General features: G+C 68.7%; 13 protein-coding genes and 1 pseudogene. 13 read left to right on the top strand and 1 reads right to left on the bottom strand.

Going from position 1 to position 11961, the window contains the following annotated elements:
• Positions 1-211: pseudogene (locus VGS97_RS13295) on the top strand (hypothetical protein); the annotation flags it as partial.
• A 239-nt stretch (positions 212-450) separates the two neighbouring features.
• On the opposite strand, the gene VGS97_RS13290 reads toward VGS97_RS13295, so the two are convergent.
• The gene (locus VGS97_RS13290; protein WP_326853725.1) at positions 451-1266 is read right to left on the bottom strand and encodes an exonuclease domain-containing protein; all 816 of its coding nucleotides are present in this window, start codon (positions 1264-1266) and stop codon (positions 451-453) included.
• A gap of 161 nt (positions 1267-1427) precedes the next feature.
• Here VGS97_RS13290 and ffh point away from each other — a divergent pair, with 161 nt between their 5' ends.
• The 12 genes from ffh (at position 1428) to VGS97_RS13230 (ending at position 11705) form a co-directional block, all read left to right on the top strand.
• Positions 1428-3017, top strand: coding sequence for a signal recognition particle protein (gene ffh, locus VGS97_RS13285; RefSeq protein ID WP_326853723.1), 1590 nt, complete (start codon positions 1428-1430; stop codon positions 3015-3017).
• 256 nt (positions 3018-3273) lie between these two features.
• Complete coding sequence (gene rpsP, locus VGS97_RS13280) at positions 3274-3723, top strand: 30S ribosomal protein S16 (RefSeq protein WP_326853722.1); 450 nt, start codon at positions 3274-3276, stop codon at positions 3721-3723.
• Between the two features lie 4 nt (positions 3724-3727).
• Entirely contained in the window at positions 3728-3967 is a 240-nt protein-coding gene (locus tag VGS97_RS13275; RefSeq protein ID WP_324838797.1) for an RNA-binding protein, read from the top strand.
• Between the two features lie 66 nt (positions 3968-4033).
• Positions 4034-4573, top strand: coding sequence for a ribosome maturation factor RimM (gene rimM / locus VGS97_RS13270; protein ID WP_349262117.1), 540 nt, complete (start codon positions 4034-4036; stop codon positions 4571-4573).
• A 32-nt stretch (positions 4574-4605) separates the two neighbouring features.
• Complete coding sequence (gene trmD / locus VGS97_RS13265; protein ID WP_349262116.1) at positions 4606-5457, top strand: tRNA (guanosine(37)-N1)-methyltransferase TrmD; 852 nt, start codon at positions 4606-4608, stop codon at positions 5455-5457.
• Between the two features lie 165 nt (positions 5458-5622).
• Entirely contained in the window at positions 5623-5976 is a 354-nt protein-coding gene (gene rplS, locus VGS97_RS13260) for a 50S ribosomal protein L19 (RefSeq protein ID WP_326853719.1), read from the top strand.
• Between the two features lie 195 nt (positions 5977-6171).
• A complete protein-coding gene (gene lepB, locus VGS97_RS13255) occupies positions 6172-7158 on the top strand; it encodes a signal peptidase I (RefSeq protein WP_326853718.1) in 987 nt (328 codons plus the stop codon).
• Positions 7046-8113 (top strand): signal peptidase I, encoded by a 1068-nt coding sequence (gene lepB, locus VGS97_RS13250; protein WP_326853726.1) that lies wholly within the window; start codon positions 7046-7048, stop codon positions 8111-8113. The genes lepB (VGS97_RS13255) and lepB (VGS97_RS13250) overlap by 113 nt, the downstream gene beginning before the upstream one ends.
• A gap of 62 nt (positions 8114-8175) precedes the next feature.
• Positions 8176-8961: a ribonuclease HII gene (locus VGS97_RS13245; RefSeq protein WP_349262115.1), complete on the top strand. Its 786-nt coding sequence runs from the start codon at positions 8176-8178 to the stop codon at positions 8959-8961.
• The gene (locus VGS97_RS13240; protein ID WP_324838803.1) at positions 8958-9266 is read left to right on the top strand and encodes a DUF2469 domain-containing protein; all 309 of its coding nucleotides are present in this window, start codon (positions 8958-8960) and stop codon (positions 9264-9266) included. The genes VGS97_RS13245 and VGS97_RS13240 overlap by 4 nt, the downstream gene beginning before the upstream one ends.
• Before the next feature lie 212 nt (positions 9267-9478).
• Positions 9479-10000: a YraN family protein gene (locus tag VGS97_RS13235; protein WP_326853716.1), complete on the top strand. Its 522-nt coding sequence runs from the start codon at positions 9479-9481 to the stop codon at positions 9998-10000.
• A gap of 121 nt (positions 10001-10121) precedes the next feature.
• Positions 10122-11705, top strand: coding sequence for a YifB family Mg chelatase-like AAA ATPase (locus VGS97_RS13230; RefSeq protein WP_326853715.1), 1584 nt, complete (start codon positions 10122-10124; stop codon positions 11703-11705).
• Positions 11706-11961 lie beyond the last annotated feature (256 nt).

Below are 11961 nucleotides of genomic sequence, written 5' to 3'. Positions count from 1 at the left end.
GACCCCGACCTACGTCTTCGAACAGGCGATCTGGTCCGCCTTCCGCGACCTGACCCACCCCTACGGCTTCGCGGCCTTCGACGTCGACCCCGGCAGCAAGCCCGGCGGCCAGACCTCGATCCGGGTCACCTACTACACGGTAGCGCAGCCGTACGGCGAGATCACGCCGCTGGAAACGTTCACCCTCCACCGCACCCGCTCGGACGGCTGACCCGGAACGATCGACAACGGAACGGCGAGCGCTGAACCATCATGCCCAACCGGCGCGTTTCAAAGGCGCATCCATTCCGGGCGCACTCCTGAGACGCATCCGGTCTGAATGCATCCCTGAGGCGTCGTTCCGAGGCTCATGGCGCACCCTCGGAACGACGTCCCATTTCCAGCAAGTGCGGATCGTCTGGTCATCCGATCATCGGGCTGTGGGGGCGATCTCAGGACCGGAACGACGCGCTACCTCGTCCGGATCGGCCAGCCCGGCTCTGGCGTGAACGCCTCGCCCCGGCTGGCCTTGTACTCTCCGTACTCGGCCTCGGCTGCCGCCTTCCAGTCCACCTGCCGCGAGTGCAGGTCGGCCAGGTTCGCCTCGGCCAACTCCGGGTACCGTGCCGCCTGCGCACGGGCCACCCCGAGCGCGGCGACCGCGTCCGCGCACGCGTCGTGCGCGTTCTCGATCGCGACGCCGTAGTACGCGCACTGCGCCTCCAGCGTCCGGCTGCCCTTGCGGTACCGGTCCAGCGTCCGGTCGATGATCAGCGGGTCGACGATCGGCGCGACCTCACGCACCCGATCCCGCAACGCCTTGAGGCCGTTGCGCTCCAGCTCCGCTTCCAGCAGGGTCAAATCGAACGGTGCGTTGAACACCACCAGCGGCGCGTTCTTGCTCAGGTGCTCGGCCAGCAGTACGGCGATCTGCTCCAGCGCGTCGGCCGGTTCGACTCCGTGCGTGCGGGCGTGCTCGGTGCTGATGCCGTGCACCGCCGCGGCCTCGGCCGGGATCTCCACTCCCGGATCGACCAGGAACTCGTGCCGTGCCCCCGCCGTGGTGACGAAGGCCGCTGAGACGAGCCGCGCGGAGAAGGGGTCGGTGCCGGTGGTCTCGCAGTCGTAGGAACCGATCAGTCCGGTATGCCAGCCCGGTGCCGGGGCAGGTAGGCACTCGGCGTGGTAGACGATCCACCCGCCCAGATCCCTGCGCAGTTCGCCGCCCTCTTCCGGAACGGTTCCGCCGCAGGTCTTGCATGCACCGGCGTACCGGTTCGGCGCCATGCCGCCACCGACCTTTCTGCTTGACTGACCATCACGATAGGCGACGGCACCGACAACTCGGCGCCAGCGGATACGCTTGGCTGAGATACACGCGTCTCGCTCTCCGGGCCGGGACGCCAGCAGACACAGCCACTCCACAGCAGCGAGGATCTGACGGCGCCGTGTTCGACACGCTTTCCGACCGCTTGGCAGCGACGTTCAAGTCCCTTCGCGGCAAGGGCCGACTGTCCGAGACGGACATCGACGCGACAGCCCGCGAGATCCGCATCGCGCTGCTGGAGGCCGACGTCGCACTGCCCGCGGTCCGCCAGTTCGTCGCGGCGGTCAAGCAGCGCGCGCTCGGCGCCGAGGTCTCGCAGGCGCTGAACCCGGCCCAGCAGGTCGTCAAGATCGTCAACGAGGAGCTGATCGCGATCCTCGGCGGGGAGACCCGCCGGATCCGGTACGCGAAGCGGCCGCCGACCGTGATCATGCTCGCCGGCCTCCAGGGCTCCGGCAAGACGACGCTGGCCGGGAAGCTCGGCCACTGGCTCAAGGCGCAGGGGCACACGCCCCTGCTGGTCGCCGCCGACCTTCAGCGGCCCAACGCGGTCACCCAGCTTCAGGTGGTCGGCGAGCGCGCGGGCGTGCCGGTGTTCGCCCCCGAGCCGGGTAATGCCGCGGGCGAGGCGCTCACGGGCGGGCACAGCGGCAACCCGGTCAAGGTCGCGAAGGACTCGATCCAGTACGCCCGTGACAAGTTCCACGACGTCGTGGTCGTGGACACCGCGGGCCGGCTCGGCATCGACCAGGAGCTGATGAAGCAGGCCGCCGACATCCGGGACGCCGTCTCGCCGGACGAGATCCTGTTCGTCGTTGACGCGATGATCGGCCAGGACGCGGTCAACACCGCGCAGGCCTTCCTCGACGGCGTCGGCTTCGACGGCGTGGTGCTGACGAAGCTCGACGGCGACGCGCGCGGCGGCGCGGCCCTCTCGGTCGCGCAGATGACCGGCCGTCAGGTGATGTTCGCGTCCAACGGCGAGAAGCTCGACGACTTCGACGTCTTCCACCCGGACCGGATGGCCTCCCGGATCCTGGGCATGGGCGACGTGCTCTCGCTCATCGAGCAGGCCGAGAAGGCGTTCGACGCGCAGCAGACCGAGGCGATGGCCCAGAAGCTGCTCAGCGGCAACGACTTCACCCTGGAGGACTTCCTCACCCAGATGGAGCAGCTGCGCAAGCTCGGCTCCATGCAGAAGATCCTCGGGATGATGCCGGGCATGGCCGAGATGCGCAAGCAGCTGGCCGCCGTGGACGAGCGGGAGATCGACCGGGTCAGCGCGATCATCAAGTCGATGACCCCGCAGGAGCGGCAGGACCCCAAGATCCTCAACGGCTCGCGCCGCGCCCGCATCGCCCGCGGCTCCGGGGCCACGGTCTCCGCGGTCAACAACCTGGTCGAGCGGTTCTTCGAGACGCAAAAGGCGATGCGCTCGATGAGCCGCGGCGGCATGCCGGGCATCCCGGGCATGCCCGGTTTCGGCGCCGGCAGCGGACGCCGGATGTCCGCGAAGGCGAAGGCCAACGCGCAGGCGGCGCGCAAGAAGAACAAGAGCCGCTCCGGCAACCCGGTCAAGCGCCAGGCCGACGAGCAGGCCCGCGCCGAGCGCGCCGCCGCCGGACCCGCGACCGCGGCCGGCCCGGCGTCCGTTCCGAACCCCGGCGCCGACTTCGAGCTGCCCGACGAGTTCAAGAAGATGCTGGGCTGAACGAAGAAGCCGGCTCGACGCGCGTACTCACGTCCGGCTGCGGACGGGGCCGCCGCGGCGACCGCTCTGCGCATCCGGGTCGTGGCATCTGGTCCGTGGCACCCTTCGCGGTCTGGCAGAATGGCAGGTCGAGTACTCGGACCGTGCGGCCCCTCTCTCCGCTGGCTCCGCGTCCGCCGGGAGATCGTGAAACCGTAGTCCCCACGCGGCGGCTCGATCCCCCAATCGAATTACGAAATCAGGAGATCCCACTCCCGTGGCAGTCAAGATCAAGCTGAAGCGTCTGGGTAAGATCCGCACGCCGCAGTACCGCATCGTGGTCGCCGACGCCCGCACCAAGCGGGACGGCCGCGCGATCGAGGAGATCGGCAAGTACCACCCGAAGGAGGACCCGTCCTTCATCCAGGTGAAATCGGACCGGGTGCAGTACTGGCTCGGCGTCGGTGCGCAGCCGACCGAGTCGGTCACCGCGATCCTGCGGGTCACCGGCGACTGGCAGAAGTTCAAGGGTCTGCCCGCCCCGCCGCCGATGAAGGTCGCGGCGCCCAAGGCCGACCGCAGGGCGCTGTTCGAGGCCGCGCACAAGGAGGCCGAGAACGAGCCCAAGGCCGCCACCACCGCCTCCCGCAAGCGGTCGGAGAAGCCGGCCGAGGAAGCCAAGCCCGCCGCCGAGGCCGTCGAGACCACGGCGAGCGACGGAGCCTGAGCCGATGCTGGAAGAGGCGCTTGAGCACCTGGTCAAGGGCATCGTCGAGCACCCGGACGAGGTAGTCGTCCGGGATCGCGCGCTGCGCCGCGGCCGGATTCTCGAAGTGCGGGTGCACCCGGACGACCTGGGCAAGGTCATCGGGCGCCAGGGCCGCACCGCCAAGGCGCTGCGCACCGTGATCGGCGCCTTGGAGGGCCGCTCGGTCCGCATCGACCTGGTCGAAGCGCCCGGGTATCGCTGAGCGCCCGGCCCGAGGACTGGCCTCATGACGACGCACAGACCCGAGCACGACGAGCCGCGCGAGACGGTGCGGCTCGTCGTGGGCCGGATCGGCAAGGCGCACGGACTGCGCGGTGACGTCACCGTCGAGGTGCGCACCGACGATCCGGAGACCCGGTTCGCCCCGGGCACCGCACTCGACACCGACCCGCCCCAGCGCGGCCCGCTCACCGTCGCCTCCGGCCGCGCGCAGGGAGGCCGCCTCGTGCTGCGGTTCGACGGGATCGAGGACCGCACCGCCGCCGAAGGCCTACGCAACACCCTGCTGATCGTCGATGCCGACCCCGAAGAGGTGCCGGACGATCCCGATGAGTACTTCGACTATCAGCTTGTCGGCCTGCGCGTGGTGACCGTGGACGGCCGCGAGATCGGCACCGTCGCCGACATGCTGCACCTGCCCACGCAGGACCTCTTCGCGGTCACGCGCCCCGACGGCCGCGAGGTGCTGATCCCATTCGTCGAGGAGATCGTGCCCGAGGTGGACCTGCGGGAGCGCGCCGTGCTCGTCGATCCGCCCCCGGGCCTGCTCGAACTCGCCGATCCGCGGCCCGCCGCCGCGGACTCGTGAGCCAGGGCCACGGTGAAGTCGGACCGATGGCTATGCGCATCGACGTCATCACGATCTTTCCCGAGTACCTCGCCCCGCTGGGTGTCTCGCTCATCGGGAAGGCAGCGGACCGTGGCCTGCTCGACATCCGCACACACGACCTGCGTGCCTGGACGTACGACGTGCACCGTACTGTCGACGACACGCCCTACGGCGGCGGTCCCGGCATGGTCATGAAGCCCGAACCCTGGGGTGAGGCGCTCGACACCGTCATCGCGGACGTCGCCCCCGAATCGCCGGAACTGCTGCCCACGCTCGTCGTACCGACGCCCAGCGGACGCCCGTTCACCCAGGCCAAGGCTGCACAGCTCGCCGAGTCATCGTGGCTGATCTTCGCCTGCGGCCGGTATGAGGGCATCGATCGACGCGTTATCGACTCGGCTGCCGAGCGGATGCCCGTGGAAGAACTCTCCATCGGTGACTACGTTCTCGCCGGGGGAGAGGTCGCCGTGCTGGTGATGGTCGAGGCGATCGGCCGCCTACTTCCCGGCGTCCTCGGCAACGCGGAGTCCGTGCGTGACGATTCGTTCGCCAGCGGGGCGATGGAGAGCCTGCTCGAAGGCCCCGTTTACACCAAGCCGGCCGAGTGGCGCGGCCAGGCCGTGCCCGAGATCCTCACGTCGGGTAACCACGGCGCCATCGTGCGGTGGCGCCGCGACCAGGCGTTCGCACGCACGACCGTGAATCGTCCCGAGCTGCTGGCCAAACTCGACGTGGCCGCATTGGACAAGAAGGACCGCATCGCGCTTGCTGCTCTCGGCTGGCGCGTAGAGGGCGAGCGTTTGGTGCGTGACGTCGGCGCCGGCGACGAGAAGCCCGCACCGGGCGACGATTTCACCGTTTAGCTGAGTACATGAGAGACTGGCCCGTCGGCTGAACCGTTGACCTCAGTTTACGGTGCGCGCCACTCCTGCCATGGGGGGAGCGCAGCGCGTCGCGCGGTTGGCGCCGACTCTTCACCTCAGACCACGAAGCCGTGGGTGACCTGTGGCACCCGCGAGGAGACCACGATGCAGAAGCTTTCCGAGCTCGACGCCAAGTCGCTGCGTTCCGACGTACCCGACTTCCGTCCCGGTGACACGCTCAACGTGCACGTCCGAGTCGTCGAGGGCAACCGCTCCCGGATCCAGGTGTTCAAGGGCGTCGTGATCCGCCGCCAGGGTGACGGGGTCCGTGAGACCTTCACCGTCCGCAAGGTCAGCTTCGGCGTCGGCGTGGAGCGCACCTTCCCCGTGCACACCCCGGTGATCGACCGGATCGAGATCGTCACCCGCGGCGACGTGCGCCGGGCGAAGCTGTACTACCTGCGCGACCTGCGCGGCAAGAAGGCGAAGATCAAGGAGAAGGTCGACTACGCCAAGTAGCCAGGCCGCCCGGTCGTTCGGCGGACCGGCGGATGGTGGCGTGTTCGCGTCGTCCGGAATCGGCGGCCCTACTCTTCATGCGGCACCCTCGGTACCCTCGGTCCGAGGGTGCTCGCCTTTCTTCAGGCGGACTCGGTAATCTGCGACGCTGGGACACCCGCGCGCGGCGCGGTGCGAGGCGACTGGAGGACCGGCGTGGCGAAGGGGCGGCGACGCCGGCTCAAGCCGATCCGGCTTTGGCGCGAGATCCCGATCCTGCTGGGTATCGCGCTGCTGCTCGCCCTCGGCATCAAGACGTTCATGGTCCAGGCGTTCTTCATCCCGTCGCAGTCGATGCAGAACACGATCATGCCCGGCGACCGGGTGTTGGTGAACAAGTTCTCCCCGTGGTTCGGCGCCAAGCCGCAGCGTGGACAGGTTGTGGTCTTCCACGATCCGGGCGGCTGGCTTGAGGGCACCGCGACGCCGACTTCAAGCAATCCCATAGTGCGTGGCATCAAGGACGTGTTCACCTTCGTCGGGTTGCTGCCCTCAAGCGACGAACACGACCTGATCAAGCGTGTCATCGCGGTGGGTGGCGACGAAGTGAAGTGCTGCGACACTCAGGGTCGCATCACGGTCAACGGTGTACCACTCGACGAGACGTCCTACCTTTTCCCCAACGCCGCACCGTCCACGATGCCCTTCGACGTGAAGGTCGCAGCCGGACGGATCTGGGTGATGGGGGACAATCGTGGGGACTCGGCTGATTCCAGGTACCACATGACCGGCGGATCGAACGGTACTGTGCCAGTCAGCGACGTGGTGGGTCACGCGTTCGTGTTGATATGGCCGCCAAGCCGCGCCGGAGGATTGGGTGTTCCGGCTACCTTTCACCAAGAAGGGTTGACTGTGCTCCCGCCCGCCCAGGAACTGCCCGCGACCGCGGCGTTCCTCGGCGTGTTCCCGCTGCGGTTCCTCGGCCGGCGGTGGTGGCGGGCACGGTCGACACAGCTCTTAACAGACACGAGGTTGCGACGTGGGATTGGACAGGCCGGACGCGCTCGGCGCGCAGGCGCAGCCCGGGACGATGGCGGACCAGGCCGGCTCCGGCGGCGGGTCCGCCGCGAACGGCTTCGAGCCCGCACCTCCCGGGGGTCCGGACCCGGCGGCCGAGGCCGGGGAGACGTCCGGCCCTGGTGAGCAGCCCCCCGGCGGCGATCCCGGCTCCGCTGAGGGCTACGAGGCGTCGGCAGCCGGTGTTCATCGCGCCGAAAGCGAAGCGCAGCAGCCGGACGGCTCGGACAAGCTGCGCCGCCCCCACACCGCCCTCGGCTGGGTAGCCTTCCCGTTCGCGGTCTTCTGGCGGTTCCTGTTCCCCAAGAAGCCGCGGCCGTTCATCGTGGAACTTCCGTTCCTGGTCGTCTTCGCGCTGTTCCTCGCCTTCCTGATCAAGACCTTCCTGGTCCAGGCGTTCTTCATCCCCAGCGGGTCGATGCAGAACACGCTGGCCATCGGCGACCGCGTGCTGGTCAACCGGGCCTCGGTGTGGCTCGGCGGCCAGCCGCAGCGCGGCCAGGTGGTCGTCTTCCAGGATCCGGGCGGCTGGCTCGGCCCGAGCGAGACCACCGGCGGCAGCAACTGGCTGACCAAGGCGCTCACCTTCGTCGGCGTGCTGCCCGAGGACAACGGCGACCTGATCAAGCGCGTCATCGGTGTCGGCGGCGACCACGTGGTGTGCTGCAACCCCCAGGGTGAGATCACGGTCAACGGCGTCGCCCTCAACGAGCCGTACATCTATCCGGGTGACACCGCCGCCTCCGGGCCGGACGGCATGTTCGACATCGTCGTTCCGCAGGGGCGGCTGTGGGTGATGGGCGACCACCGCGGCGTCTCCGAGGACTCTCGTGCGCACCAGGAGCTCAACGGCGGCACCATCCCGGTCAGCTCGGTCGTCGGCCGTGCCGAGGTGATCATCTGGCCGATCGGCCACTGGTCCAAGCTCTCGGTGCCGAACACGTTCAACCAGACCGGCCTTTCCGCGCTCGCCGCGCCGGGCGGTATCCCGGTCGCCGCGACGGTCGGCGCGTTGCCCGTCACGCTGCTGCGTCGACGCCGCAAGCTGCGCAAACTCGCGAGTAGAGCCGCGGAGAACTGATCGGGTTCAGAAGTAGCTAATCTGATTACGTGTCAGCGCACCAGCAGCCACTCAATCTAGGGATCCCGCTGCCTCCGACCGTAGCCGACGGGCAGGATCTGTACGCATACGAGCAGGCATTACGCATCCACGGCTTCGCCTCGGTGGCCGGAGCCGACGAGGCGGGTCGTGGCGCATGCGCCGGTCCCCTCGTCGCCGGCGCGGTGGTCCTGCCGCCGGACCTGCGCCCGGACGGCCTCAACGACTCAAAGCTCATGACGGCGCCGGCCCGCGATCGGGCATATGACCAGATCGTTGCCGCCGCGGCTTGGTCCGTGGCGATCATCCCGGCGGCAGAGGTGGACCGGGTGGGCGTGCAGGAGGCCAACTACACGGCGCTACGCCAAGCGGTGGCCGGGCTGCACGTGACTCCCGGACTGGTCCTGTTCGACGGCTTCGCGGTCCCCGGAGTCGGCATCAGCAGCCGGGCGGTGATCAAGGGCGACCGGCTGGCCGCGTGCATCTCCGCCGCGTCGGTGATCGCCAAGGTGACCAGGGACCGGATCATGGTGGAGCTGCACGAGACCCATCCGGTCTATGGCTTCGCAGCTCACAAGGGGTACTCTACGGCTGCCCACCAGGCCGCCCTCGACCAGCACGGTCCGTGCCCCGAACACCGGCTCAGCTACTCCAACGTGCCGCGGCCCAGGGCGGATCTCACACCGACGGCGGACGACACCACCGCGCCGATTGTGGGTCAGAATGGGGAGGGGAGCGCCCAAGCCGCCCAGGGCGATCTCCTGGACTTCGGCGCAGTCGCCGGAGCCGGTTCACGAGCTCGACTGGACTTTAGGGGAGCGCGGCAATGAGCGCCGAGGATCTCGAGAAGTACGAGACCGAGATGGAGCTTCAGCTCTACCGGGAGTACCGGGACGTGGTCGGGCTCTTCCGTTACGTCGTGGAGACGGAACGGCGGTTCTACCTCACCAACCACGTCGACCTGGACGTGCGTTCGGCCGACGGTGAGGTGTACTTCGAGGTCACCATGTCCGACGCCTGGGTGTGGGACATGTACCGCCCGGCCCGTTTCGTCAAGAACGTGAAGGTCGTGACCTTCAAGGACGTCAACGTCGAGGAACTCGCCAAGGCGGATCTGGAGGTCCCCACCGACTGATCCCGCGCCGTGGACCCCCAAGCCGGGTCAACCCGCGCGGAGTCGTTCGCGAGCGGCTCGCGAGTGGTTCGCGGAACTACTCACAGAGTTATCCACAGCCACGAAAATTTTTCCGCCACCGCCCCTTTTGATCCCGCATCGTGGATACAGCCGGAAAAGTCCGGCCCGGCGCCAGCACAACGCCGGTTCCACGGGAGAACGGGGTCACAGGCATGGCAACCACACCGCAAACGAGCGCGGCGTCAACTCGAAAAGCATCAAAAGCGACGAGTGACGTCCTCCTCGGCCGGCCATGGGGCCACTGGCTCGGCCGCTACGGCGAGGAGGCCGCGGCACACTATCTGCTCGGCGCCGGTTACCAGGTGCTCGACCGAAACTGGGTGTGCCGGGATCCGGATCTGCGCGGTGAACTCGACCTGGTCGCCAGGTACCGGCGAACCGTGGTGGCGTGCGAGGTCAAAACCCGGGCAGGCGACCGCCTCGCACACCCGATCCAGGCGATCACCCCGGAGAAGGCGGCGCGTCTGCGCCTGCTGGCCACCCGCTGGCTTCACGAGCACCACCAACACCAACACCGAGGCCAACGCCCCACCGCTCCATCAGCCACCCGCCCACGCAGTCCCCAACTCCTTCCCCCTCGCACTCAACTGCGCATCGACGTCATCGCGATTCGCACCAGCCCTCGACCCCCCTATCCACTGCGCAGCCTCGACCACCTAGTCGGGGTGGCCTGATGCCCGGATACTGCTGGTTCCCAGACGACTGGTTCCCATACAACCCGCACACCCTCCACCCCACCTGCGCACCCTTCATGCCGTTCTACCTGGCCTTATCCGCCCTACCCGGGAGCGCGTGATGTCCGGCTACGGCCGATCCTGGTCGATCGGCCTCCTCGGGCTTCAGGGCACGCCGATCGAGGTCGAGGCGCACGCCACATCAGGCCTGCCCAAGTTCACCCTCATCGGCCTGCCCGACTCGGTGCTGACCGAGGCCCGCGACCGGGTTCGTGCGGCCGCGCTCAACTCCGGTCTCGAATGGCCGCAGGCGGTGCTGACCGTCAGCCTGTCCCCGGCCTGGATCCGCAAGCAGGGGTCCGGCTTCGACGTGGCCATCGCCTTCGCGGTCCTGCGCGCTACCGGCGCCATCCGCCAATCGGCGCTTACCGACGCCGTGTTCCTCGCCGAACTGGGGCTCGACGGCCGGGTCCGGCCGATCTGTGGCGTGCTGCCGAGCGTCCTGGCCGCGGCCCGTGCCGGACTGGGCTCGGTCTTCGTCGCCGAGGCAAATGCCGACGAAGCTGCCCAGGTCTCCGACGTAAAGGTCACCGGCCTGCGCTCATTACGACAGTTGGTAGCCCTGGCCAACGGCGACCCCATACCGACCGACCCATCAACTCCACTACCGTCCGCCGAGCAACTGCCCGGTGGCGGCCCGCCCCCGGAAGAGCCGACATTCGAGCCCGACCTCGCCGAGGTAGTCGGCCAGTACGAGGCCCGCCGCGCCCTAGAGCTGAGCGCGGCAGGCGGCCACCACCTGTTCCTCTGCGGAACCCCCGGAGCGGGCAAAACCATGCTTGCGAAACGCCTGCCCGGAATCCTGCCTCCGCTCGACGCCGAGGCCGCCCTGGAGGTCTCCGCAATCCACTCGCTCACCGGCACCCTGCCGCTCAACAGGCCGTTGATCACCCGTCCGCCGTTCTGTTCGATCCACCACTCGGCGACGGTCGCCTCAATGGTCGGCGGCGGTTCGGGCCAGGTCCGCCCCGGAGCGGTGAGCCGGGCGCACCGCGGCGTCCTGTTCCTGGATGAGATGCCGGAGTTCAGCCGCACCGCGCTCGATTCGCTCCGTGAACCGATCGAGTCGGGCGAGGTCGCCATCGCCCGCGCCAGCGGCATCGCGCGTTTCCCGGCGAGGTTCCTACTAGTAGCGGCGGCCAACCCATGTCCGTGCGGTCGCGCGGGCAGCCCGCTCGGCGCAGCCTGCACCTGCGCCCCACGTCAGCGGATCGCCTATCTCGCACGCATCTCCGGCCCGCTGCTTGACCGCATCGACCTGCGCGTGGACGTAACCCCGGTCGGCCCCGGCGAACTACTCGACGCAGCCAGCGGCGGCCAAGGCGGTGAGTCGACGGCAACTGTCATGGCCCGCGTCGCCGCCGCCCGAGACCGAGCGATACACCGCCTGGCCGACACCCCCTGGCGTTTCAACGCTCAAGTCCCAGGCCAAGCCCTCCGCAACAACTGGCCGCTGAGCCCCGACGTACTCACAAGCGCCGAACGCGCCCTGCGCTCGGGAACCCTCACCGCCCGAGGCCTAGACCGCGTGATCCGAGTCGCCTGGACCGTCGCCGACCTAGCCGGAGCGGCCCGACCAGACAAAGCAGCCATCGATACAGCCCTCGGCTTCCGCCTAGGCTCCATGTCCTTCACCGCCTGCTGACCAACCCCCCCACCGACTCGCCACCTCCACCCTGACCGACCGGTCCCACACCGACCGGCCACTTCGACACTGACCGACCGGTCCATGCTGGCCAGCTTCACACTGACTGGCCCGTGCCACGCCGACAAGCTACTTCGGCACTGACCGACTGGTCCCACGCTGGCCGACCAGCTTCACGCTGATTTGCCAGTCCCACCGACTGGCCACTTCGGCACTGTTCGACCGGACCATGCTGGCCGACCAACTTCACATTGAC

This window comes from Actinocrinis sp., assembly GCF_035946395.1.
Lineage (GTDB): Bacteria > Actinomycetota > Actinomycetes > Streptomycetales > Catenulisporaceae > Actinocrinis.
This window is presented reverse-complemented; position numbering and strand designations above follow the sequence as displayed.

What these genes read in the sequence shown, in the direction of transcription:
- lepB (WP_326853726.1), top strand. Translation starts at nt 7,046, where the DNA reads ATGGCGGACCAGGCCGGCTCCGGCGGCGGGTCCGCCGCGAACGGCTTC.
- trmD (WP_349262116.1), top strand. Translation starts at nt 4,606, where the DNA reads ATGCGCATCGACGTCATCACGATCTTTCCCGAGTACCTCGCCCCGCTG.
- VGS97_RS13275 (WP_324838797.1), top strand. Translation starts at nt 3,728, where the DNA reads ATGCTGGAAGAGGCGCTTGAGCACCTGGTCAAGGGCATCGTCGAGCAC.
- rplS (WP_326853719.1), top strand. Translation starts at nt 5,623, where the DNA reads ATGCAGAAGCTTTCCGAGCTCGACGCCAAGTCGCTGCGTTCCGACGTA.
- VGS97_RS13235 (WP_326853716.1), top strand. Translation starts at nt 9,479, where the DNA reads ATGGCAACCACACCGCAAACGAGCGCGGCGTCAACTCGAAAAGCATCA.
- VGS97_RS13240 (WP_324838803.1), top strand. Translation starts at nt 8,958, where the DNA reads ATGAGCGCCGAGGATCTCGAGAAGTACGAGACCGAGATGGAGCTTCAG.
- VGS97_RS13290 (WP_326853725.1), bottom strand. Translation starts at nt 1,266, where the DNA reads ATGGCGCCGAACCGGTACGCCGGTGCATGCAAGACCTGCGGCGGAACC.
- VGS97_RS13230 (WP_326853715.1), top strand. Translation starts at nt 10,122, where the DNA reads ATGTCCGGCTACGGCCGATCCTGGTCGATCGGCCTCCTCGGGCTTCAG.